The sequence below is a fragment of the Micromonospora sp. BQ32 genome, from assembly GCF_059358895.1.
Genome location: NZ_JCADBI010000002.1, coordinates 360,181 through 383,661 on the forward strand (window position 1 = coordinate 360,181; position 23,481 = coordinate 383,661).

The 23,481-nt window shown below is 71.6% G+C and carries 21 protein-coding genes and 1 pseudogene; 9 read left to right on the forward strand and 13 right to left on the reverse strand.

The features are described from left to right. Positions 1 to 66: 66 nt before the first annotated feature. Complete coding sequence (locus AC5L30_RS05250; protein ID WP_494865748.1) at positions 67 to 1,743, forward strand: MDR family MFS transporter; 1,677 nt, start codon at positions 67 to 69, stop codon at positions 1,741 to 1,743. A gap of 42 nt (positions 1,744 to 1,785) precedes the next feature. Here the strand turns inward: AC5L30_RS05250 and AC5L30_RS05255 are convergent, their stop codons facing one another. Then, positions 1,786 to 2,640 carry a helix-turn-helix domain-containing protein gene (locus AC5L30_RS05255; protein ID WP_494865750.1) on the reverse strand — a complete coding sequence of 285 codons (855 nt, stop codon included), beginning with the start codon at positions 2,638 to 2,640 and terminating at the stop codon, positions 1,786 to 1,788. A 150-nt stretch (positions 2,641 to 2,790) separates the two neighbouring features. Here AC5L30_RS05255 and AC5L30_RS05260 point away from each other — a divergent pair, with 150 nt between their 5' ends. After that, entirely contained in the window at positions 2,791 to 3,900 is a 1,110-nt protein-coding gene (locus AC5L30_RS05260) for an NAD(P)/FAD-dependent oxidoreductase (RefSeq protein WP_494865751.1), read from the forward strand. Positions 3,901 to 3,914: 14 nt separating this feature from the next. On the opposite strand, the gene AC5L30_RS05265 is transcribed toward AC5L30_RS05260, so the two are convergent. Then, positions 3,915 to 4,067: a hypothetical protein gene (locus AC5L30_RS05265; RefSeq protein ID WP_494865752.1), complete on the reverse strand. Its 153-nt coding sequence runs from the start codon at positions 4,065 to 4,067 to the stop codon at positions 3,915 to 3,917. Between the two features lie 145 nt (positions 4,068 to 4,212). Then, positions 4,213 to 4,704, reverse strand: coding sequence for an NUDIX domain-containing protein (locus tag AC5L30_RS05270; protein WP_494865754.1), 492 nt, complete (start codon positions 4,702 to 4,704; stop codon positions 4,213 to 4,215). A 71-nt stretch (positions 4,705 to 4,775) separates the two neighbouring features. Between AC5L30_RS05270 and AC5L30_RS05275 the strand changes: the two genes are divergently transcribed. Beyond that, complete coding sequence (locus AC5L30_RS05275) at positions 4,776 to 6,410, forward strand: fatty acid--CoA ligase (RefSeq protein WP_494866081.1); 1,635 nt, start codon at positions 4,776 to 4,778, stop codon at positions 6,408 to 6,410. A gap of 184 nt (positions 6,411 to 6,594) precedes the next feature. On the opposite strand, the gene AC5L30_RS05280 is transcribed toward AC5L30_RS05275, so the two are convergent. From AC5L30_RS05280 to ku, 6 genes and pseudogenes are all read right to left on the reverse strand, one after another. Continuing rightward, the gene (locus AC5L30_RS05280) at positions 6,595 to 7,605 is read right to left on the reverse strand and encodes an NADPH:quinone reductase (RefSeq protein ID WP_494865755.1); all 1,011 of its coding nucleotides are present in this window, start codon (positions 7,603 to 7,605) and stop codon (positions 6,595 to 6,597) included. Positions 7,606 to 7,633: 28 nt separating this feature from the next. Then, a pseudogene (locus tag AC5L30_RS05285) lies at positions 7,634 to 8,288 on the reverse strand (HAD family hydrolase). Between the two features lie 33 nt (positions 8,289 to 8,321). Then, the gene (locus AC5L30_RS05290) at positions 8,322 to 9,149 is read right to left on the reverse strand and encodes an SCO6745 family protein (protein ID WP_494866082.1); all 828 of its coding nucleotides are present in this window, start codon (positions 9,147 to 9,149) and stop codon (positions 8,322 to 8,324) included. A gap of 189 nt (positions 9,150 to 9,338) precedes the next feature. After that, entirely contained in the window at positions 9,339 to 10,010 is a 672-nt protein-coding gene (locus tag AC5L30_RS05295; RefSeq protein WP_494865757.1) for an FKBP-type peptidyl-prolyl cis-trans isomerase, read from the reverse strand. Positions 10,011 to 10,156: 146 nt separating this feature from the next. Then, complete coding sequence (locus AC5L30_RS05300) at positions 10,157 to 10,795, reverse strand: DUF4241 domain-containing protein (RefSeq protein WP_494865758.1); 639 nt, start codon at positions 10,793 to 10,795, stop codon at positions 10,157 to 10,159. 73 nt (positions 10,796 to 10,868) lie between these two features. Continuing rightward, positions 10,869 to 11,894, reverse strand: a complete 1,026-nt coding sequence (ku, locus tag AC5L30_RS05305; protein ID WP_494865759.1) for a non-homologous end joining protein Ku — start codon at positions 11,892 to 11,894, stop codon at positions 10,869 to 10,871. 85 nt (positions 11,895 to 11,979) lie between these two features. On the opposite strand from ku, the gene ligD (AC5L30_RS05310) reads away from it, so the two are divergent. Together ligD (AC5L30_RS05310) and ligD (AC5L30_RS05315) are read left to right on the forward strand one after the other, a co-directional pair. Then, the gene (gene ligD / locus AC5L30_RS05310; RefSeq protein ID WP_494865761.1) at positions 11,980 to 12,921 is read left to right on the forward strand and encodes a non-homologous end-joining DNA ligase; all 942 of its coding nucleotides are present in this window, start codon (positions 11,980 to 11,982) and stop codon (positions 12,919 to 12,921) included. Next, positions 12,911 to 13,822: a non-homologous end-joining DNA ligase gene (ligD, locus tag AC5L30_RS05315; RefSeq protein ID WP_494865763.1), complete on the forward strand. Its 912-nt coding sequence runs from the start codon at positions 12,911 to 12,913 to the stop codon at positions 13,820 to 13,822. The genes ligD (AC5L30_RS05310) and ligD (AC5L30_RS05315) overlap by 11 nt, the downstream gene beginning before the upstream one ends. Before the next feature lie 314 nt (positions 13,823 to 14,136). Here the strand turns inward: ligD (AC5L30_RS05315) and AC5L30_RS05320 are convergent, their stop codons facing one another. Continuing rightward, positions 14,137 to 14,493 carry an esterase-like activity of phytase family protein gene (locus tag AC5L30_RS05320; RefSeq protein WP_494865765.1) on the reverse strand — a complete coding sequence of 119 codons (357 nt, stop codon included), beginning with the start codon at positions 14,491 to 14,493 and terminating at the stop codon, positions 14,137 to 14,139. Between the two features lie 11 nt (positions 14,494 to 14,504). Continuing rightward, complete coding sequence (locus AC5L30_RS05325; protein WP_494865767.1) at positions 14,505 to 15,596, reverse strand: hypothetical protein; 1,092 nt, start codon at positions 15,594 to 15,596, stop codon at positions 14,505 to 14,507. Between the two features lie 144 nt (positions 15,597 to 15,740). Between AC5L30_RS05325 and AC5L30_RS05330 the strand changes: the two genes are divergently transcribed. Together AC5L30_RS05330 and AC5L30_RS05335 are read left to right on the forward strand one after the other, a co-directional pair. After that, positions 15,741 to 16,493: a TIGR03089 family protein gene (locus tag AC5L30_RS05330; protein WP_494865769.1), complete on the forward strand. Its 753-nt coding sequence runs from the start codon at positions 15,741 to 15,743 to the stop codon at positions 16,491 to 16,493. Positions 16,494 to 16,652: 159 nt separating this feature from the next. Next, on the forward strand, positions 16,653 to 17,615 hold the full coding sequence (locus AC5L30_RS05335; protein WP_494865771.1) for a zinc metalloprotease: 963 nt from the start codon (positions 16,653 to 16,655) through the stop codon (positions 17,613 to 17,615). 232 nt (positions 17,616 to 17,847) lie between these two features. On the opposite strand, the gene AC5L30_RS05340 is transcribed toward AC5L30_RS05335, so the two are convergent. Further along, entirely contained in the window at positions 17,848 to 19,527 is a 1,680-nt protein-coding gene (locus AC5L30_RS05340) for a DNA repair helicase XPB (protein ID WP_124854244.1), read from the reverse strand. Between the two features lie 172 nt (positions 19,528 to 19,699). Between AC5L30_RS05340 and AC5L30_RS05345 the strand changes: the two genes are divergently transcribed. Next, complete coding sequence (locus tag AC5L30_RS05345) at positions 19,700 to 20,569, forward strand: L,D-transpeptidase family protein (protein ID WP_494865773.1); 870 nt, start codon at positions 19,700 to 19,702, stop codon at positions 20,567 to 20,569. Between the two features lie 97 nt (positions 20,570 to 20,666). Continuing rightward, entirely contained in the window at positions 20,667 to 20,909 is a 243-nt protein-coding gene (locus AC5L30_RS05350) for a hypothetical protein (RefSeq protein ID WP_196920744.1), read from the forward strand. A gap of 30 nt (positions 20,910 to 20,939) precedes the next feature. Here the strand turns inward: AC5L30_RS05350 and AC5L30_RS05355 are convergent, their stop codons facing one another. Next, positions 20,940 to 23,426: a helicase-associated domain-containing protein gene (locus AC5L30_RS05355; protein WP_494865775.1), complete on the reverse strand. Its 2,487-nt coding sequence runs from the start codon at positions 23,424 to 23,426 to the stop codon at positions 20,940 to 20,942. Between the last annotated feature and the right edge of the window lie 55 nt (positions 23,427 to 23,481).

The following is a 23,481-nucleotide window of genomic DNA, read 5'->3' on the forward strand; positions in this document are numbered from 1 at the left end:
GGAGTGCAAGGGTTGGGTTTTTTAGCGTTCGGCGCATGTTCTGCGGCTCGCGGGATAGAAGGCCAGATGACCACCGAAGCCTCCGACGCACCGGTGCTGAACCGTCAGCAGATCCGGCTGCTCATGTTCGGCCTGATGACCGGCATGCTGCTGGCCGCACTCGACCAGACCATCGTCGGTACGGCGCTGCCGACCATCGTGGGCGAGTTGGGCGGAATCAACCACTACTCCTGGGTGGTCACCGCGTACCTGCTCGCCTCGACCGCGTCGACGCCGCTCTACGGCAAGATGGCCGACCTGTACGGGCGTCGACCGGTCTTCCTCTTCTCGATCGGCACGTTCCTGCTCGGGTCGTTGCTGGCCGGGCTGTCGCAGAACATGACCCAGTTGATCGTCACCCGGGGTATCCAGGGCCTTGGCGCCGGTGGTCTGCTGACGCTCGCCTTCACCATCATCTCGGACGTGGTGTCACCCCGGGAGCGTGGTCGCTACCAGGGCCTGTTCGGGGCGGTCTTCGGGATCTCGTCGGTCGCCGGGCCGCTGGTGGGCGGTTACTTCGCGGAGACCGACTGGCGGTGGATCTTCTACATCAACGTGCCGCTGGCGATCCTGGCCATCGTCGTCTGCTACCACGTGATGCGGTTGATCCCGTTCGAACGTCGCGACCACTCGATCGACTGGCTCGGCGCCGGCCTGCTGGTGGCCGGGGTGAGTTCTCTGCTGCTCGCGCTGAGCTGGGGCGGGAACGAGTACGCCTGGGGCTCCGGCGTGATCATCACGCTCTTCGTCGTCGGTGCGGTGCTGGGGGTGCTCTTCGTCCTCCAGGAGGCCCGGGTGGCCGAGCCGATCCTGCCGCTGCGGCTGTTCCGGAGCGCCACCTTCGCGCTGGCCAACTCGGCCCTGCTCATCATCGGTCTGGTGATGTTCGGTTCGATCATCTTCATCCCGCTGTACCTGCAGATCGTGAAGGGCGCCTCGCCGACCCGCAGCGGTCTGCTGATGCTGCCGATGATGGCCGGCATCATCATCACCTCGATCCTGACCGGCCGTGCGATGACCCGGATCGGCCGTTACAAGTGGTTCCCGGTGGCCGGTTCGGTGACCCTGCTGGTCGGCATGTTCCTCTTCACCCAGTTGGCGGTGACCACCTCACTCTGGGTCGCGTTCGGGTTCATGGTGGTGATCGGCGTCGGGTTGGGTCTGTGCATGCAGTCGCTGATCCTGGCGGTGCAGAACGCGGTCTCCGTACGCGACCTGGGGGCCGGCACCTCCTCGGCGACCTTCTTCCGGTCGCTGGGTGGTTCGTTCGGGGTGGCGATCCTCGGCACGGTGCTCACGTCCCGGCTGACCGGCGGGCTCGCCGACCGGTTGCCCGGCGCGATCGCGCAGCTCCCGCCGCAGGAGCAGGCGGCCGTGACGGCGAGTGGCGGTGCCAACATCTCGATCAACGATCCGGCCACCATCCTGGCCCTGCCGGGGCCGGTACGCGCGGCGATCCAGGGCGCCTTCGTCGACGCGCTGGATCTGGTCTTCCTGACCGCCGGCCTGATCGCCATCGTGGCGGTGGTGGTCACCCTGACGCTGCCCAACACGCAGCTGCAAGGCGCCGGCCCGAAGGGCGCCACCGGTGGTGCCGACCCGCTCGGCGGCGAGGCCCCGGCGCCGGGCGGCAAGCCGTTGACCCGCGAGTCCAAGGAGGAGGCCGCCGCCGACATGGAGGCCAAGTCCCAGACGATGATCTGAGCGCTCGACACCGACCGACCCGGACCGCCGGGGCGGTCAATGTCAACCGGCCACGAGGCGTAGCGGCTGCGGGTGTTGACTGTTGAGGAGGTCGAGCGCGTCGGAGGTCGCCGCATCGGCGGGCAGGTACACGATCAGACGCTGGTCGTCGTCCGCCGGGAGTTCGAGGGTCTCGTACCCGAGCCGGAGCATGCCCGCCTCGGGATGGGCCAGCCGGAAGATGCCGCTGGCCTTCGGCAGGCTGGGCACTGTGTCGACGCGCCGGGTGAAGGCGTCGCCCGCTGTGATGGTCAACTCGTCGGCCAGGGCGGCCATCGGCGGGTAGGCCCGGAACGGACCTTGCTTGAGGCTGGCGACCTGCTCGTCGGCCAGGTGGTCCCAGTCAGGGAACGCGCTGCGTGCCCGGGCGTCGCTGAGGATGAATCGGGCGAGGTTGGCCGGTGTCGCGTCCAGCAGACCGATCGGACCGACCAGCCGCAGGTAGCCGGCGGTGTGGGCGAGGACGTCGCTGAGCTGGTTGAGCAGCACCGCCGGTGCGGGTTCGAGACGGTCGAGCAGCGCCCGCACGGTCGGACGTACCTCGCTGCTCGGGGTGGTCTGGCCCCGGCAGTTGTAGCTGGGATCGGCCGCCTTGGTGAGGCGGTGCAGGTGGGCGCGTTCGTGCCAGTTCAACCGGAGTGCGTTCGCGAGCGCGGCGAGCACCTGCGGTGACGGTCGGCGATCGCGGCCCTGTTCAAGTCTCGTGACGTACTCGACGCTCACGTCGGCGAGGGCCGCCACCTCGGATCGGCGTAGCCCCGGGGCGCGACGGCGCGGCCCGGCGGGTAGCCCCACCTCGGCCGGTGTCACCGCTTCCCGGTGCAGGCGCAGGAACAACCCAAGCTCGTTGTCGCTCACCAGCCGAACGTAACAACGCCAGCCGAACGGATGGTGTCCCTGCCACTACCAGTCTCAGTCGGGCCTCCCTGACCTCCTGTCGGCCGACGACCGTGATGGAAGGCGCTCGGCAGCGGTCGAGCGGAATTCCTGGTCGGTTGGAGTTGAGTCATGAGTCGTACGGTTGCGGTCGTCGGCGGCGGTTACGGGGGTACGGCGGTCGCCAAGGCGTTGGAGTCGGTGGCCGATGTCGTCCTCATCAATCCTCGGGACGCGTTCGTCAACGTCGCCGGGGCGCTGCGGGCGCTGGTCCGGCCCGAGTGGGCAGGCAACATGTTCTTCCCCTTCGACACGGTGCTCACTCGGGGCACGGTGATCCGGGATCGAGCGGTCTCGGTGGATTCCGGTGGTGTCACGCTGGCCTCAGGTCAGCGTGTCGCGGCGGACTATCTGGTGTTGGCCACCGGCTCCAGTTACGCCTACCCGGCGAGGCTCAACGCCGACTCCATGGACGCGGCGTTCGACGACCTGCGTCAGACCAACAAGGAGTTGGCCAGCGCCGAGCGGGTCCTGATCCTCGGTGCCGGGCCGGTCGGATTGGAACTGGCCGGCGAGATCAAGGAGGTCTGGCCGGACAAGCACGTCACCCTCATCGATCCGGCCGAGCAACTGCTGCCCGGCTTCGGGCCGGAGCTGCGCGATGACCTGCACCGGCAGCTCGACGAGCTGGGCATCCAGGTGCGGTTGGGCACCAGCCTGGCCGCGCCGTTGACGACCGACGCCAATCGGTTCGCGACCGTCACGGCCACCACCACCGATGGCGACGAGATCACCGCCGACATCTGGTTCCGTGCCTATGGCCTTCGGATCAACAGTGACTACCTCGTTGACGGCCGGCTGACGACGCTCACCTCGCAGGGGCAGGTAGCCGTCACCGAGACTCTCAACGTGCGCGGGCCCGACGACATCCTCAACCACGTCTACGCGATCGGGGACCTCACCGATGTCGCAGAGGACAAGATGGCCGCGTACGCGTTGCAGCACGCCGAGGTCGTGGCGCGGAACATCACCGCGCAGCTGAATGGCGGGCAGCCGACGGCCACCTACCAACCGATGCCTCATCCCATGATCCTGATCCCGCTCGGGTCGCGACACGGTATCGGCCAGATGCCCACGCCCGACGGCCCGGCCGTCGTCCCTGCCGCGACGGTCGCCGAGTACAAGGGCGGCGACCTGTTCACCGGGCGCTTCACCGAACAGTTCGGCCCCACCGCGGCCTGAGACAACCGCGGTGGTCAGGCGGGGCGGCGGTAGGCGCCGTACCACCAGGTTGCGGCCAACTCCCGGACGGCCGCGGCGTCGGTCTCGGGGTCGGCTGAGGTGGTGCTGACGTGGTCGGCCAGGAAGCGGTCGCCGCCGATCACGATCAGCCGGCTGGCCGTCGTCACGTCCAGGTCGGCGGGGGTACGCCCGGCCTGACGAGGCCACCAAGCTGCCGGTCGCGTACCCGAACTGGATCCAGGAGGGGTACTTCGCTGGGCTCCGCCACCCGCAGTGAGGCACGGCCCCGGGGTCGGTGACCCCGGGGCCTCCCTACTTGAGGATGAGCCGGTTCGTCTGCTCGAAGACGTCCAGGTCGGCCAGGGTCTCGATGACCGAGGTGGAGAGTGGCGCGGGGAACCGGTCGCGGGCGAAGAACCCGGCGTCGGTGGTCTCGTCGGTGACCCGGGCCAAAGGCCCGTCCCACTCCTCCACCTTGAACGCCGTCGTGAACACCTGGTACGTGTGGCCGTACATGTTGGTGCTCGTCCGGTCCGGGCCGGTGTAGAGGGCGAACGCGCAGACCCGCAGCGCGCGCAACCCGGTCTCCTCACGGACCTCGCGTACCGCGCAGTCGGCGATCGACTCGCCCAGCTCCATCGCGCCGGCCGGCATGGCCCACTGGCCGTTGTCCGAGCGTTTGATCAGCAGAATGCGTCCGGCGTCGTCGCTGACCACGGCACGGGCGCCGACGAACATCAGCGTCCGGTCCCCGGCGAGCGCGCGCAACTGCCCCACGTACGAGTCGGCCCAGGAGATGCTCACCTGCGACAACTTACGGGGGTTCCCAACGTGTGACCGCCGACACTAGCTTGTTACCCATGCGTAGCACGATGATGGACGCCCCTCTGCAGATCTCCCGGATCCTCGACCACGGTGCAGGGGTGCACGGCACGGCCGAGGTGGTCACCTGGACGGGTGCCGAACCCCGCCGGATGACGTACGCCGAGGTGGGCCGGGCCGCCGCCCGGCTGGCACACGGGCTGCGCGACGAGTGTGGGGTGACCGGCGACGAGCGGGTCGCCACCTTCATGTGGAACAACAACGAGCACCTGGTCGCCTACTTCGCGGTGCCGAGCATGGGCGCGGTGCTGCACACGCTCAACATCCGGCTCTTTCCCGACCAGGTCGTCTACATCGCCAATCACGCCGAGGACCGGGTGGTGCTCGTCGACAGCACGCTGCTCCCGCTGCTGGCCCGGGTGATCGGTGAGCTGACCACGGTGCGGCACGTCGTGGTGGTCGGCGGCGGCGACCCGGCGCCGCTGGTGGCGGCGGCCGGTGACCGGATCACGGTGCACCACTGGGACGCGTTGCTCGCCGACCGGCCCGACACCTACGACTGGCCGGAGGTCGACGAGCGCGACGCCGCGGCGCTCTGCTACACCTCGGGCACCACCGGCAACCCGAAGGGCGTGGCCTACTCGCACCGGTCGATCTACCTGCACTCGTTGCAGGTCTGCATGCCGGAGGGTTTCGGTCTCGGGCCGACCGACCGCGAGTTGGCCATCGTGCCGATGTTCCACGCCATGTCCTGGGGGCTGCCGTACGCGGCCTTCCTCTCCGGCGCGTCGCTGATCATGCCGGACCGGTTTCTCCAGGCCGCGCCGATCGCGGAGATGATCGCCGCCGAACGGCCCACCCTGGCCGGCGCGGTGCCGACCATCTGGACCGATCTGCTGGCCTACCTGGACACCCACGACGTGGACACCTCCTCGCTCGGTGAGGTGATCGTCGGCGGCTCGGCGTGCCCGCCGGCGCTGATGCACGCGTTCGACGAGCGGCACGGAATCGACGTCATCCACGCCTGGGGAATGACCGAGATGTCCCCGCTGGGGTCGGTCTCGCGTCCGCCCGCAGGGGCGACCGGTGAGCAGGCGTGGCGCTACCGCTACACCCAGGGCCGGGTGCCGGCGGGCGTGCAGGCGCGGATCGTCGGCCCGTCGGGCGAGCCGATGCCCGCCGATGGCAAGGCCGTGGGCGAGCTGGAGGTCCGTGGGCCGTGGGTGACCGCCCGGTACGTCGGTGACGACGCCCCGGACGAGGAGAAGTTCCGCGACGGCTGGCTGCGTACCGGCGACGTGGGCACCCTCTCGCCGGACGGGTACATCAACCTGACCGACCGCGCCAAGGACGTCATCAAGTCCGGGGGCGAGTGGATCTCGTCGGTGGAGCTGGAGAACGCGCTGATGGCCCACCCGGCGGTGCTGGAGGCGTGCGTGGTGGGTGTCCCGGACGAGCGATGGGACGAACGTCCGCTGGCCACCGTGGTGCTCCGGGAGGGCGCCTCGGTGACCGCCGAGGAGTTGCGGGACTTCCTGGCCGGGTCGGTGGCGCGCTGGCAGTTGCCCGAGCGCTGGGCGTTCATTGACACGGTGCCGAAGACCAGCGTCGGCAAGTTCGACAAGAAGGTCGTCCGTTCGCGGTACGCCGAGGGCGAGCTGACTGTCCGGGAGCTGACAGCCCCGTAACGTTTTCCCGGGCACTGTCGCCTGTTGGGGCGGGAGTACTCCTAAACCCTCCCCAGGGGCGGCCCCGGCGTTCGCACCGCGCCGGGGCCGCCCGCTTCACACGGGGTGACCCCGCACCGTCATTGTTGCGAAAGTTATTCGCCTTTGTCCTGCTGACGGGGAAATCGGGCGGTCAGCGACCCGATCAGGCGTCGCTGGTGGTGATGAGCACCTTGCCCACCGTCGAGTCCTCCACCGCCTGGTGCGCCGCGGCCGCCTCGGCCAGGGGGTAGTAGTGCAGCGGCAGGCCGGCGTCCGCGCCGACCCGGACGCCACCCTGGCTGGCCGCCGCCGCCACGTCCTTCACGCCCTGCGCCTTGGCCGCCCTCGGCTCCGTGTAGACCAGCACGAACTGCCAACGGGCGTTCGGCGCCATCATCGCCCGGATCGGGATGCTCACCTCGTCCCCGCCGTCGTCGGCGTACATGCAGACCGCGCCGCCATGCCGCAGCACCTGTGCGTCGATCGAGACGTTGCGGGCGGGGGAGACCTCCACGATCGTGTGGACCCCGTCGGGGGCGATCTTGTGGACCTCCTCGACCACGTCCTGTTCCCGATAGTTGATCACGAAGGAGGCGCCGGCCGCCGCAGCGAGCTGCGCCTTCTCCGCGCTGCTCACCGTGGCGATCACCGTGGCGTCGGCCCACCGGGCCAGCTGGATCGCGGCGTTGCCGACCGCCCCCGCGCCGCCCTGCACCAGCACGGTGTGATCCGCCAGCGCGCCGGCCCGCAGCGTGTCCGGCATGAACTCGCCAGCGGTCAGACAGCGGTGCGCGGTGAGGAACGGGATGCCCAGGGCGGCGCCCAGCTCGAACGCGGCGGCACCGAGGCGTACCGCCTGCCGGACCGGCACCAGCGTGTACTCCGCCGTCGTGCCCCACGGTCGCTGCCAGGCGGCCTCCCAGACCCACACCCGCTCACCGATCAGGTCGGGGTCGACCCCCTCACCGACCGCCTCGACCACCCCCGCGCCGTCCTGCCCGGGGATCTGCCACCCGTCCGGCGGGGCGTTGCGGCGGGACTTCCAGTCGGTCGGGTTCACCCCGGAGACCGCCATCCGCACCAGCACCTCGCCCGCGTCCGGCTCCGGCACCGGCCGGTCGATCAGACCAAGTACCGAAGGGTCGCCGTTGCGCTCGTACACGATGGCCTTCATCCGTGGTCTCTACCCCGCTCGACCCGGGTCAACCCAGCTCGTCCACCAGCTCGGGGGTCAACTCACCGATAGCGTTCAGCGTCGCCGCGGCCAGCCCGGCGGCGTCCGGATCGAGCGGGTACGAGCCATGCGGCACCGCCACCACCCGCATCCCCGCCGCCGCGGCGGAGCGCACCCCGTTGGACGAATCCTCCACCGCCACACACCGGGTCGGATCGACGCCGAGGCGCTGCGCCACGCTCAGGTACACGTCCGGTGCCGGCTTGCCCCGCTCGGTCTGCTCGGTGGAGAGGGTCGCGCCCGAACGCGTCGGTCAGACCGGTCGCCGCCAGCGCCGCCTCGATCAGCCGGGTCGGCGACGAACTGGCCAACCCGAGCGGCCACCGCGCGGCCAACCGGCGGACGACCTGGTCGGCGCCGTCGATGAGGGGTACGTGATCCCGGTAGCGTCGGGTCATCTCCTCGACCACCTCGACGGCTACCTGCTCGGCGGTGCGGTCGACGCCCAGCTCCCCGCTGAGGTAGTGGGCCCACTCGCCGGTGCTCATGCCCATCAGCCGACGTTGTGTGTCCGGCTGCCACGTTCCGCCGTGCGCCGCCACGTACGCCCGGCGGACCTCCTCCCACACCGGCTCGGAATCCACGATCACGCCGTCCAGGTCGAAGACCACCGCATCAGTCACGGGCCCCATCCTGCCCGACCGGTGGGTGCCCGGTCAGCCGGGCAGCGCGGGCAGGCCGAGCGGGCTGCCCTCGGGGAGCAGAGTGTGACCGGACCGGGCGATCGGCTCCAGCAGCTCCCGGAGCCGGTCCGTGTCGGCGGGGCCGAGCGCCTGCCACGGATGCGCGGCGGCCCGGTCGGTGGCGTCCTCGATGGCCTGGAACTCGGCCCGGGCGTGGTCGGTGGCCGTGCCGTCCCCGGTCAGCCAGCCCCGCTCGGTGAGCCGCTCGCGGGCGGCGTGCCACTGCTCCTCGGACCAGCCCCGGCCCAGCAGGTACTGCGGCGACGAACCGTCCAGCGCGACCCGCCCGGTCAGCGTCTCCACCGGGTCCAGGCCGGCGGCCACCAGCGCCGCCACGTGCCCGTCCCCCCGGTGTTCGCGCAGCGTGGTGGCGGCCTGCCAGAGCCGCGCCAGCGGGTACTCGCCGGCCGGGAGCGCCGCGTTGGCCGCGCCGAGCACCCGGCCGGCGGTCTGCGCCGCCGAGGCGGCCCGCTCCAGCAGGTCGGCGGCCTCCACCAGGTGCGACTCCGGCAGCTCGTAGGTCAGCTCGGCGAGCGCCTGCACGGCACCGGTCAGGCGGGCGCGCAGCGCCTCCTGCGGGGTGGCCAACCGCCACACCGCCGGCAACGCGCGGGCCACCATCGGCGGCGCGAAGTTGAAGAAGGCGGCGATCACCGGGGCCGCCTCGGCCGCTCCCAGCGGCGCGGCCCGGCCGGCGAAGTAACCGCGCCAATAACCACGCAGCCCGACCGCCTCGTACGCGGCCCGGGCCCGGGGGTGAAGGTAGGTGACCGTGTGCACCGGCTCGAGGTACGCCCACATCGACCGGGCGGTCCGCCCAGGCTCGTCCAGCGCCGTCACATGCACCTCCGCGTCCCGGTTCCGGATGCTCACCCCGGGCGGCGAACCGCCCGGGGTGACGCCGAACCTACTGCCGCTGGGTGACGGGCCGGAAGCCCCATGTGAACAACTCCATCGCGGCCCGGCGACAACCGGGACGACCCGGACAGGTCACTGGGCGGCGAGCACGTCCACCACGAAGCGCAGCGGGCCGGTCGGACGCCCACCGGCGGCGGCCTCGTCGTTGCCGTACGCCAGCTCGCCCGGGATGTCGAGCTGCACCCGGCTGCCCACGGTCACGCCGACCAGGCCCTGGTCCCAGCCGGGGATGACCTGGCCGACACCGATCGGGAAGGTGGCCGGCTGCCCGGCCTTCCAGGAGGAGTCGAACTCCTTGCCGTCCTTGTAGAACACCCCCACGTAGTTCGTGGTGATGTTCTGGCCCTTCTGCACGGCCGGGCCCTTGCCCTCGATCAGCGGGGTGACCGTGAGCTTCTTGAGGTCGCCCGTGCCCGGCGTCACCGTCGGCTTGGTGCCCAGCGCCGGATCGGCGCCCTCGGGCAGCTGCGGAGCGGGGGGTGCGCCGGCCTCGTCGGGGGCCGGGGCGGAGGCGGACGGGGTCGCGTCCGCCTGGGTCTTGGGCTTGTCGTCGCCCCCGCCGATCGCCACGAAGACGGCGATCAGCCCTCCGACCACGGCGACGGCGAGGAGACCGCTGAGCCACGCGTTGCGCTTCCGCCTCGCGTCGGCGGCCTTCTTCTCCGCCAACTGGGCGGCCAGGCGGCGCCCCGACTTGGTCGCCGGGCTCTGGTCCTGGCCCGTCTGCTGCGTCCGCTCGCTCACGTCGTCGACTCCCTGCTGCGAAGTGTGGCCGGCACCCGGTGCCGGGGGGAAAGCCGACGCACACGGTACCCGCACCGCGGCCTACCGTGCCTGCCGTGGACGCCTCGGATCGCCCAGCGAGGCAGTTCCGGGGCTTTCCCGGGCGGTTATTCCGGGATGACCATGAAGTCGGTCACGAACGACGTGATCCGTCCGTCGGCGGTGCGGCCGATCCAGGTGCCGTAGCAGCCGTCGCCCCAACCGGTGGCCACGGTGACGATGTTGGCACCGCTGGCCTCGTCCAGGACAGCGCTGATCAGCCCCCGCACCGGCGACATGGGCAGCTCGTAGGGGTTGAAGACCTCCTCGATCCGGTCCTCGTCCCAACCTTCCAGGGCGGCGAGCGCGGTCGGGTCGGCGAGGGTGCCGGCACCGGCGTCCACCCCGTACCCGAAGTAGTCGTTCGCGCCGAGTGTGGCGACGTCCTGGTCGCCCGCGACGGCCGGCTCCCACCGGCTGGTGGGCTCGTCGGAGACGACCAGCTCGAACGCGGCCACCCGGCGGTCCACCTCGGCGTCCTCCCGGAGCACCACCGCCACCCAGGCGCGGGCGGGATACCGCCCCGGCGGGACGGTCACCGTGAACGGCTCGGCCTCCGGGCAGACCAGGGGGTCGCACCCGACCACGCGGCCGGTCGGCAACACGACGTCGCCCACCGGGTGAACCTCGATCAGGTACCCGCCGTGCTCGTCGGTGAAGCGGGCGCCGGGCGTCCGCAACCGGTCCAGATCAGGGGTGTACGGCATGAGGGCTCCTCCGGTCGCCAGCGGCCGGCGGAGCGTACCCGGCCCGGCGGACACCGCCGCCGCTGCCGTACGGTCAGGCGCTCTTGCGGGGTGCGGTCTTGCGCGCGGCGGTCTTCTTCGCCGGCTCCGCCTTCTTCGCGGCTGCCTTCTTGGCGGCGGTCTTCTTCGCCGGCTCGGCCGCCTTCTTCTCGGCGGTCTTCTTCGCCGCGGTCTTCTTCGCGGGTGCCTTGGCCGCCTTCTTCTCGGCTGCCTTCTGCGCGGACCGGGCCGACGAGATGGGCGTCGGCTCGCCGCCACCGCCGCCACGGGCCGGCTGCTCGCCGCGCGCCGCCTTGGCACGCTCCACCGACGCCTTCAACGCCGCCATCAGATCCACCGCCGCGGCCGGGGCCTCCTCGACCTCCTCCGGCTGGACGACCTCCCGACCCTCCACCTTGGCGTCGATGACCTCCTGCAACGCGGCCCGGTAGTCGTCGGTGAAGACGTCCGGCTCGAACTCGCCGGTCATCGAGTCGATCAGTGAGCTGGCCATGGCCAGCTCCGGTGGGCGCACCTTGAGGTCCTCGTCGAGGAAACCGAAGTCCGGGGTACGGATCTCGTCCGGCCAGAGCATGGTGTTGAGCAGCAGCACACCCTCGCGGACCCGCAGCGTGGCCAGCTGTTCCCGCTGGCGCAGCGCCACCTTGACGATGGCCACCCGCTCCGAGTCGATCAGCGCGTCGCGCAGCAGCACGTACGGCTTGGTCGCCGCGCCCTCCGGCTCGAGGAAGTACGCCTTGTTGTAGAGGATCGGATCGACCTGCTCGGCCGGCACGAACTCCAGCACGTCGATGGCGCGGGAACTGGTCAACGGCAGGTCAGCGAAGTCCTCGTCGGTGAGGATCACCATTTCGCCGCCGCCGATGTCGTAACCCTTGGCGATGTCGTCGTAGGTGACCTCCTCGCCGCAGACCGAGCAGGTGCGCTTGTAGCGGATCCGGCCGCCATCCTCGCGGTGCACCTGGTGGAACCGAATGTCCTTCTCCTCGGTCGCGGAGTAGAGCTTCACCCCGATCGAGACGAGCCCGAACGACACGGCTCCCTTCCAGATGGCACGCATCCTGCGCTCCCTTCCCCGGTATCGACCATGCTCGCATCCCGAAGAACCGGACGCGAGGTGTTCGGCCTGCTACTACAGTCGGGTCGTGCCCGGCGCGCCGCTCAAGCCGATGCTCGCGATGACCGGGCCGCTCCCGGCGGGTGACGGCTGGGCGTACGAGTTCAAGTGGGACGGCGTCCGCGCCCTGGCCGACATCTCCAGTGGCGGTCAGCACCTGTATGCCCGCTCCGGCGTGGAGATCACCGCCGCGTACCCGGAGTTGGCCACCCTGCCCGAGCAGGTCGACGACGCGCTGCTCGACGGTGAGGTGGTGCTGCTCGGCCAGGGCGGGCAGCCGTCGTTCACCGCGCTGGCCGAGCGGATGCACGTCCGGGACCGGGCCAAGGCGGCCCGATTGGCCGCCGTCATGCCGGTGACGTACATGATCTTCGACCTGCTCCGGTTGAACGGCGACGACCTGACCGGCTGGCCGTACGAGCGTCGCCGGGAGGCGCTGGACGCGCTCGCGCTCGGCGGCCTCCGGTGGGCGGTGCCGCCGGTGTTCGCCGACGGGCCGGCCACCTACGAGGCGGCCGGTGAGCACGGCCTGGAGGGGGTGATGGCCAAGCGGGTCGGGGCCGTCTACCGCCCGGGGGTGCGCTCGCCGGATTGGGTGAAGGTCAAGCTGGAGGTGACCGGAGACTTCGTCATCGGCGGTTGGCGACCGGGCGCGCGCCGGGTCGGCGGGCTGCTGGTCGGGGTGCCCGGCCCGGACGGCCGGCTGATCTACCGGGGTCGGGTCGGCGGCGGGATCGGCGCGGCCATCGAACGCCAGCTCCTCGCCGAGCTGGAGCCACTGCGCTCCGGCGTGTCACCGTTCGCGCCGGGTGTGCCGCGCGAGGATGCGCGGGGCGCCATCTGGGTAACACCCCAGGTGGTGGTGGAGGTGAAGTACGGCCAGCGCACCCCCGACGGCCGGCTGCGCTTCCCCCGGGTGCTGCGGTTGCGCCCGGACAAGCCCCCGGAGGAGGTCGACGATGCCGGCTGAACGGCTACGGGTGGACGTCGAGGGCCGCGCGCTGGAGCTGTCCAACCTGGACAAGGTGCTCTACCCGGCGGCCGGGTTCACCAAGGGTGAGGTGATCGACTACTACACCCGGATCTCCCCGGTGCTGCTGCCGCACCTGCGGGACCGACCGGTCACCCGGATCCGCTTCCCCAACGGGGTGGACGACAAGTCGTTCTTCGAGAAGAACACGCCGGCCGCGACCCCGGACTGGGTGCGGGTGGAGAACCTGCCCGCGCCCGGGTCGACGAAGGGCCGGGAGACCATCGACTACGTGGTCGCCGACGACCTGCCCACCCTGGTCTGGCTGGCCAACCTGGCCGCGTTGGAGCTGCACACACCGCAGTGGAAGGTGGGCGAGCACCCGGATATGATGGTCGTCGACCTGGACCCGGGGCCGCCGGCCGGGCTCGCCGAGTGTTGCCCGGTGGCGGTGCTGATGCGCGACCGGCTCGCCGACGACGGCATCGAGTCGTACCCGAAGACCTCCGGCAAGAAGGGCATGCAGCTCTGCTGCCCGATCGCCGGCACCCAGTCGTCCGACCTCGTCTCCGACTACGCCCGGCGGATCGCCCAGGAGCTGGAGAAGGCCCACCCGAAGCTGATCGTGTCGAAGATGGCGAAGAACCTGCGCCCGGGCAAGGTCTTCATCGACTGGAGCCAGAACAACGCGGCGAAGACCACCGTCGCGCCGTACTCGCTGCGGGCCCAGTCGGTGCCGTCGGTGTCGACGCCGCTGACCTGGGACGAGGTTGAGGCCGGCGCGCGCGGCCGCAAGCCGGCCGTCCGCCAGTTCACCGCCGCCGAGGTCCTGGCCCGGGTCGACGAGTACGACGACCTGCTCGGCCCGCTGCTCGACGGCGGCCCGGAGCTGCCCGGCTGAAGCCAGGTGACGATCCTTGCCCGGATGGGCGGGTGCCGGTACCGCAACAGAGTGTTGCGGGCTTCGGCGTCCCGCGCGGGCCGCTCACAGCCTTTGCTCTGCTTACCAATATGCGCCACCGCGTCTAGCTGGGACTTCGTAACGTTCGCGCAGTCGAGGGGTGGAAACTTTCCTCACGGAGCGTGCGTGTCGCGTATAGGTAAGCAGAGCAAAGGCGGTGAGCGGGGGCGGTGGTCAGTACCGGGCTCACCTGATGTGATCGGCCGGCGCCCACCGTGAGGGTGGACGCCGGCCGAAAGGGAACTGGCGGTGGGTCAGTTGCGGCCGAAGACCTTGCGGCTGGAGCCGAGGCGCAGCAGCACCGTCTCACCGGTGGCGTCCTGGACCGCGTCGTTGTCGGTGATCGCGTACACCTCGCCGTTGCCGGCCACGGTCAGACCCTCCAGCTTCTCCTGAGTCCAGCCGTCGCTGGCGCGCAGCGCGGGCAGCACGTCGACGGCGAGCGTCTTCGGCAGCACGGTCAGCGGGCCGGTCGCCGCCGCACCGGGCAGCGGCACCGTGTAGATCCGCTTGACCGCGGCGGCCGGTCCGTTCAGCTTGTCCCGCTCGATGACCGCGAGCCGGTCGCCGACCACGGTGATCTCGGAGAGGCCCATCCAGTCGCCGGGCACGGCGGGGAGCATCAGCTTGCGGCGACGTGAACAGCGGGCGAAGCACGCAGCCGCCACCAGGCACCGCCGACCAGGGCGACCGTGATGACGGTGACCGCGATGTCGCCGGCGAGGGCCGCGGCTGGGCTCGCGGGGGAATACGGCGGCACCAGGTACGCGAACGCGGCGGCCATGACCAGGCTCGCCGACCCCGCGGCGAGGACATGTCGCTGCCCCCACTCGCTCCGCGATGACCAGTACGCGACCAGGCTTCCGGTGCTGGCGGCCAGCACCAGCGCGATGACGACTCCCGGCCAACCGGGTGCCAGGTTGGCGCCGAGCGGGATGACGGCGACCGCCAGAACCACCCAGAGCGGGTGCGGTGCCCGGCTGCCGCGACGCCCCGTGCTCGCCCCGGTCGGTCGCGGGCGGGGCTGACGCCAGCGGGGCAGCAGGGCGGTCGCGACGAGGGCGAGGACCAGCGCGGCGGCGAAGGCCAGTTGGAGCGGGCTGGCCAGGAAGTCCTTCCGGCCGCTGCTGTCGGAGAAGATCAACAGGCTGCCGAGCAGGTAGATCACGCCGACCACGGCGAGACCAGGCCGGCCCAGCCACGGCCGGAGCCGCCGCTTCGGCCCGAGGAACGACTCGATGAGCACGATCGGCGCGCAGATGGTCAGCACGATGTGGTTGCCGACGTAGTCGAACGCCTGCCGGACGCTGAATTCGAGCCCCGGCACCAGCGACGCCTCGGCGGCGGCACGGGTGTCGGCGTACTGGGTGTCGTCGAGGTAGTCGGGGTTGAACAGCGACTGGTCGACCAGCCCGGCCTGGAGTACGCCGAACGCGGCGGCGAGCAGCACGATGGTCGGCCAACCCGCGCCGATGTGCCGGGCGGTCTCCCGGATGAGGATCGCCGCACCGCCGTACATCGGGCCCAGGAAGATCAACACCGGGAGGAAGTCGTCGATGGCGAAGCCACCCCACGAGCACTCGGCCGCCCACGGCGCGAGCAGCAGCAACGCGATCACCGGCAGGAGCCGTCGACGCAGTGGCAGACGGTCGACGGCGACAGGGCGGTCGGTGGCGGGAGGGTCGGCGGTGACGGGGTCGGGTCCGGTCGGCATGGGCGCTCCTCGGCGGCGTTTCGGGGATCGTTCTCTGCACCGTGCGCGGGCCACCCGGTCACCCGATACGGCCATCGGCCGACGACCGGTGCGACCAAAGTCGTTGAGTAGGGTGGTGCCGACGTCGACCCGGGGAGCGTGGAGATGCAGCCAACCGTCACGGCCGACCTGGCGGCCCGACCCGTCGAGGCCGAGCGTCCGCTGCTCAGCTACCGCGACGAGGCGACCGGCGAACGCGTCGACCTGACCGCCCAGCAGGTCGGCCAGTGGGCTGCGCGCAGCGCGGGCCTGCTGCGGGACGGTTGCGGGCTCGGCCCCGGCAGCCGCGTAGCGGTCCTGCTGCCGCCGCACTGGCGTACCGCCGCGGTGTTGTTGGGCGCCTGGGCCTCCGGCCTGGCGGTGTCGTTCCGACCGCGCGCCACCGCGGGCCTGGCGGTGCTGGAACCGGGTGGCGACCGGCCGTTCGACGCGGTCTTCGTGACACCGGAGCGGCAGGACGACTGGCTGGAGGACGTGCCGGACGCGCCGCACCGCTATCTCGTCGGCACCGGGCCGGGGCAGTTGGAAGACGTGCCGTTGGGCTGGTTGGACTGGTCCGCCGAGGTGCTTCGGCACGGTGACGGCGCGCCCGACCACACCGCCATCCACCCGTCGGACCCGGCCACCGCGGACGGCACCACCTACGGGCAGTGGGGTGCGCTCGCGCAGGAGTTCGCCACGATGCTGGACCTGCGCGCCGGCGATCGGCTGCTGGTCGACGCCGCCGAGACCGAGCAGCCGCTGAAGTGGTTGCTCGCGCCGCTCTCGGCCGGCGCGTCAGTGGTGATCAGCGCCAACCTCGACCCGGCGCGGCGGGACGCGGTCGTCGCCGCCGAGCAGGTGACCCGGGTCCTCTGACCCCGCCGGAACGGCCCAAACAGCGCTGGCCGACCCGGTTCCGTTACATCGCCATCTGCCCTGCTCAGAGGGTCTTCTGTCGATGCCGTCGGCGTGTTCTCATACCCGAACAGCGACCTCATCGACTCCGCACCGCCTCCCTCATCGAAAGGTGCACCGATGCGCAGAAGACCAACCTTCCGACTGGCGGTCCTCACCGCCACCGCCGCGACGCTCCTGGCATCCGGCGGTGCCTCCGGGGCGCTCGCCACGGCCGCGCCCGCGACCGCCTCCCCGGGCGTCACCGCGTGTGACCCGGGCACCGACGCGCACAGCGCCGCCCGGGTAGCCGAGGGCGCCACCGCCCAGGAGCCGGAGCTGTACTCCACGAACGAAGCCAAGGCCTACGGCGTGATCAAGGACGCGCCGCGCCTGCCGAACGGCAGCGTCACCGTGCCGACGGTCTTCCACATGATCTCCGACCATCCGCTCACCGCAGCCGAGACGACCAGGTGGAACACCCTGATCGCCGCGCAGATGACGGTGCTCAACGACTCGTTCACGGGCCGCACGGCGGGAGACGCCTCCAACACGCCGTTCCGGTTCTCGCTCGTCGACACCACGTGGACGGTGAACAGCGCCTGGTACACGGTCGTGCCGGGCAAGAACGAGCGGGACATGAAGAAGGCGCTGTACACCGGCGACTCGAAGACCCTGAACGTGTACGCGGCCAACATCGGCGACGGGCTGCTCGGCTGGGCGTACTTCCCTAAGGGCTACAACAACGGGCGCGACTACATCGACGGCGTGGTGATGCTCGACGAGTCGATGCCGGGCGGCACGGCCGGCAAGTACGCCCTGGGTGACACGCTGACGCACGAGGTCGGACACTGGCTGATGCTGGAGCACACCTTCGCGCACGGCTGCTCCGCGTCCGGCGACTTCGTCGCGGACACCCCGCGCGAGGCGGCGCCGCAGTTCGACTGCCCGGTGGGCGCGGACTCCTGCACCGCCCCCGGGCTCGACCCGATCCACAACTTCATGGACTACACCCAGGACTCCTGCATGAACATGTTCACCGCCGGGCAGGCCGACCGGATGAGCGACGCCTGGGTGGCGTTCCGGGCCGGCGGAGCCGCTTAGCCCACTGGAGGTCGGGGCCGGCGGGTCGCTCTGCGGCGAACCGCCGGCCCCGATCGCCTCACCCTTCCGGTGGAGCCCGCTCGTTCCTTCGATCCTCGCGTTCTGCCTGCTCCTACGCTTCGCCGAAGGCATCCGGCACTTTCTTCGGCGGAGGACACATGGCGTCGAGGCGTACACGTCGGACACTGGGGTCCCGCGCCGCAAAACCGAGTCGATCGAGGCCGCGCGTGCGTCAGTCGACGGTCGGCAGCTTCGGGCCGAGGACGTCGTCGGCGTCGACGATCGTGTACGCGTACCCCTGCTCGGCGAGGAAGCGCTGCCGGTGCGCCGCGTACTCCGTGTCGATCGTGTCCCGGGACACCACCGTGTAGAAGTGCGCCTGCCGGCCGTCGGCCTTCGGCCGCAGCACCCGACCCAACCGCTGTGCCTCCTCCTGGCGGGACCCGAACGTCCCGGACACCTGAATCGCCACCGCCGCCTCGGGCAGGTCGATGGAGAAGTTGCCGACCTTGGAGATCACCAGGGTCCGCAACGAACCCGACCGGAACGCGTCGAAGAGCCGCTCCCGCTCCTTGTTGGTGGTCGAGCCCTGGATGATCGGCGCGTCGAGGTACTCGCCGAGCTGGTGCAGCTGATCGATGTACGCGCCGATCACCAGCACCTGGTCGTCCGGGTGCCGGTCCACCAGTGCCTTGACCACCGGCAGCTTGGTGCGGGCGGTCGCCGCCATCCGGTAACGCTCCTCGGCCTCCGCCGTCGCGTACGACATCCGCTCCGCGTCAGTCAGCGTCACCCGGACCTCGGTGCACTCGGCCGGGGCGATCCAACCCTGCGACTCGATGTCCTTCCACGGCGCGTCGTACCGCTTCGGCCCGATGAGGCTGAACACGTCACCCTCGCGGCCGTCCTCGCGTACCAGAGTCGCCGTCAGGCCCAGCCGGCGGCGGGCCTGGAGGTCCGCGGTGAACCGGAAGATCGGCGCGGGCAGCAGGTGCACCTCGTCGTAGACGACCAGACCCCAGTCGCGGGCCCCGAAGAGGTCCAGGTGGGTGAACGCGCCGCCGCGCCGCGAGGTGAGCACCTGATACGTGGCGATGGTGACCGGACGGATCTCCTTGCGCTCGCCGGAGTACTCGCCGATCTCCTCCTCGGTCAGCGAGGTACGGGCGATCAGCTCCCGCTTCCACTGGCGGCCGGCGACCGTGTTGGTGACCAGGATCAGGGTGGTCGCCTTCGCCTCGGCCATCGCCGCCGCGCCGACCAGGGTCTTGCCGGCGCCACAGGGCAGCACCACCACCCCCGACCCACCGGCCCAGAACGCCTCGACGGCCTCCCGCTGGTACGAGCGCAGCGTCCACGGCTTGCGCCCGTCCTTGCCGGCCTCGGCCAGCTCGATCGGGTGCGCCTCACCGTCGACGTAGCCGGCCAGGTCCTCCGCCGGCCACCCCAGCTTGAGCAACGCCTGCTTGAGCCGGCCGCGCTCGGACGGGTGCACCCGGATGGTGTCGTCGTCGATCTTGTCGCCGAGCATCCCGGCGAGCTTCTTGCTCTTGGCCACCTCGATCAGCACCAGCCGGTCCAGTGCGCGCAGCACCAACCCGTACGCCGGGTCGTTGGCGAGCTGAAGCCGGCCGTACCGGTCCATCGTCTCGGCCACATCCACCAGCAGCGCGTGCGGCACCGGGTAGCGGGAGTACTTGAGCAGCGAATCCACGACGCCCTCGGCGTCGTGCCCCGCCGCGCGGGCGTTCCACAGACCCAGCGGGGTCAGTCGGTAGGTGTGCACGTGCTCCGGCGAGCGTTCCAGCTCCGCGAACGGCGCGATCGCCATCCGGCAGGCCTGCGCGTCGGGGTGGTCGATCTCCAGCAGCAGGGTCTTGTCCGACTGCACGATCAGTGGTCCACCGCTCACGCCAGCGTCCTCTCCTCGGTTGGCCGACCGGCCGAAACGGGTCGCATACCCGCTGCTGGCCGACCATCCAGTGTTGCACGATGCGGGACGACGGAAGAAAGATGCTCACCAGCCGCAACCGTGACGGCACTCACGAACGTCTAGTAAAGGGACGACTGTCTGGGGAGGTCCCATGGAGCGTGTCCGGATCGTTTCCCGGCTGGTCGCCCTTGTGGTGGTCGTGCTGGTCGGCGCAGGTGCGTGCGCGTTCGATCCGCGGTCCGGCGGGAGTGGTGGCGGGGGAGCCGCCCCAGCCGGTGCGGCGGAACAGGGAACGGGGGCGAGCGACACGCTCGGGCCCGACCAGCACGGCCGGCCCACGCCGGCCGCGCCCACCCCGAAACCCTCCCGGAAACCCACGCCGAAGCCGACCCGCCCGGCTCCGACCACGACCGGTACGCCGACCGTCGCCAGCTGCCCCCAGGGTCAGCACCAGCGCGCGGTGGAGACCTACCTGACCCAGTTGGGCGGGTTCGGGGCGGTGACCGTGGATGGTCGGCAGTCCGCCGCCGACTGCGCCGCGATCAAGAAGTTCCAGAAGAGGTACGGCATTCGCCCCGTCGAGGGTCGCGCCGGACCGACCACCTTCGACGTGGCCCAGCGCCTCGCCACCACCGACACAACCCGGTGCAAGGCCGGCACGGGCACCACGTTCTGCGTGGACCTGACCCGGCAGACCGTCTGGGCGCTCCGCGGCGGCAAGGTGATCATGGCGCCGACGGTGACCCGCACCGGCATGTCCGGCTACCGCACCCCGGCCGGCACGTACGCCGTCAACTACCGCAACCCCAAGGAGTGGTCCGACCCGTACGAGGTGTGGCTGCCGTACTGGCAGCACTTCACCCAGGGGATGGGCTTCCACGAGACCACCACCTACCTGCACGACAAGCCGATCGGCTCGCATGGGTGCGTCAACCTTCTGCACGCCGACGCCGTCCGGATGTGGGAGCTCGGCAAGGTCGGCACCCGGGTGGTGCTGATCGGCCGGCGTCCCGGCACCTGACCGACACGGAGCGAATCGCTGCGGTAGCCCCCTGTCCGACCGGACTAACGAGTGTCACCCTTGGAGTCCAGGACCGGACCGGGCGGGGAGGCTGGGGATGACGGTCGACCGTGACGTGATCGCGGAGCACGAGCAAGCTCCACCCGACGAGGTGTCCCGAGCGACCGTGATCGCCTACGCCGTCGCGGCGACGCTCCTCCTCGGGTGGTTCCTCTTCGGCTGGCTGGTGCTTCAGCAGGGCTTCGTCGACTCGGTCGGGGAGTCCGCCGGTGCCGGCTTCGCGCTGCTGCTGATCATTTCGGTGGTCGGCACCGTACGCCGCAGTCGCAGCCGCCGCTGACCGACAGCGCCCGCGCGGTGGCGCCGTCGGTCAGTCCGCCACCACCGCCGCGGTGATCCGGTGCAGCGCGAACGTGTGCAGCATCTCGGTCCGTTCGTCCTCGGCCCGCAGGTAGCCGGCACCGATCGAGACCGGTTTGAGCAGGCGTGACGCGGTCGCCCCGTGCGCGTCGACGTAACCGACCCAGACCAGCGCCTTGTCCCGGACCGCCTGCTGGAGCACCGCCAGGGCCTCGCTGTGGGTGTGCGCCGGCACCGGGCCGCCGCCCAGCCCGGGCGCGCCGCCGCGCACCACCGCCGGTGCCCGCCGGGCCGCCCGCGCCGCCGCGTCACCCCGCCGGATGTGCTCCACCACGCCGAGCAGCCGGGGCATGGGCAGCTTCGGGGCGGCCAGCGGATCGATCGTCCGGGTGGTCACCGACACCCGGGGCGGTGCCCGCCGAATTCGTGGCCGGGCCAGCACGGTGCTACCGGTGCCGTCCTCCTGCACCGGGGCGTACCCCGCGTCGCGAAGCGCACCCAGCAGCCGCCCAACCTGGTACTGCGTGCAGAGCACCGTCGGGGCGAGCCGGCGCAGCGCCAGCGACTCCAGCCGCCGGTCGGCCAGCACCTCGCTGATCAGCGTCTCGTCGTCGCTGCGCAGGTACGCCCCGGCCAGGCCGACCCGCAGCCCGCCGTGTTTACGGGCCACGTCGTCGATCAGGTAGGTGAGGCCCTGCGGTACGGGGGTACGCGACCGGCGCCGGAACACGTCGTGCAGGTCGTCGGCCGTGTAGCCGGAATCCAGGGCGCGCCGCACGCTCGCCGTGGTGACCCGGTGCACGCTGGCCCCGCCGGCCGACTCGAGCTCGGTCATCGCCTCCAGCTCGGCGGAGAGCGCCGGCTCGGGTGGGCCGGGCACCACAACGGTCAGGTCGGCCTGCACCAGGAAGTGGTCGACCGGGGCGGGCAGCAGCGCGTCCAGAGCCCGGGCGGCACTGGACGGGTCGCCGCTCTCGACGTCCGTGTGCACGCCCAGCGGGTCGTCGCCGCCCCGCTCGTCGGTCGACGTCAGGTCACCCAGCAGCAGCCGACCGTACGAGGTGAGCGCCCCCAGCCCCGTCACGCCCAGCTGTGCGGCCTCGGCCAGCACCTCCCGGTGGGCGGCGTCCCGGCCCCGGCTGCGGCGCGGTGCCCGCCAGTCCAGCAGGTCCTGCACCTCCTCCGGGGTGGGTGCCGTCGCCGGCTCCAGATCGGCGAGTACGCCGAGCACCGCCCGTCGGGTGACCGGCACGCTGGCCCGCTCGGCCTCGGCGGAGAGCGCGGTGATCGGCCGGTCCCGGTCGTCACGGCGGCCGACCAGCCCCACCTGCCGGGTCATGCTCAGCCAGGCGCGGGCGAGCTGCTCCCAGCGTTGGGCCAGCGAGGCGGCCCGCCACACCTCGTACCCGCCGGTCGGCAGCACCTGCTGATCCGCCCCGTACCGGCCGGTGGTCGCGCCCGGCATCTCCAGCTCACCGACGAGCCCCGCCGCGTACGCCACCTCCAGCAGCAGCGCGGTGGTCGGTTCGTCCAGCCCGGCGGTACGCGCCAACCGGCGCAGATCCCGCACCCCGATGCCGCCCGAACGCAGCACCGGCGCGGGTTCGTCGGCGAGCTGCTCCAGCAGCCCTTCGGTGTGCCGGACCACCTCCATGGTCTGCCCGGTCCCGGCCGAGTCGACCGCCTTCGGCTCGCGCGGCGCGGCGGCCACCGGCGGTGGGCTGGTGCGCAGGGGCCCGAGCGGGCCGCTCTCGCGGCGCAGCAGCAGGCCGACCTCGCGGGGCAGCTCCACCGTTCCGCTGGCCGTGGACGAGCCGGTCGTCACGGGGACCAGCAGCCGGTTGTCGACGAGCCACCGCACCGGGGAGCCGGTGGGGGCGCCCCCGTTGGTCGGGTCGGAGAGGAGCGGGTCCTCCGCGCCGAGCGGCGGCGCCTGCAACGCCCCCGGCGGCACGCTGCCCACCGGCGGGCCGGCCGCCAACCGGTCCAGGATCGCCCGGGCCGAGGGTGGGGCGGCGAGCACCGTCCGTCGGAGCTTCGCCGGGTCCGCGCAGAGCGCGGCCGTGCGCGGGTCCAGCTCCGCAGCCGGCCGACCGAGCCCAGCGGGGTACGGGGCGACTTCGTCGACGGCGGGCACCACCTGGAGCGCGTGCTCCGGGCCGTACAGCAGGAAGAGCGCACGCAGTCGGCCCACGGCGGCCCGGACGGCCGTCGGAGCCGGCGGTTGCGGCCCGGCGGTCGCCATCGCCAGCACCGTGTCGGTGGCCGTGGTGGCGTCGTCCGGATTCCGGGTGAGGCGGGCGGCGTCGAGGATCTGGAGGGTGAACTGGTCCAGCCCGTCCAGCGCGCGGGCCACGGAGACCCGGGACTGGGCCCGGATGGCCAGGGCGGAGACGTCGGCCGGCACGGGTACGACGAGGTCCGGCCGCAGCTGGAGGAGCGCGGCCAGCGACTCGTCGGGCAGCGACCGCAGGTGGTCGGCGAGTGAGGTGGTCATCGTCTTTCCACGCTAGCCCGGCACCGGGCGTTCGCGCCCCTCGGACGTCCGGCCG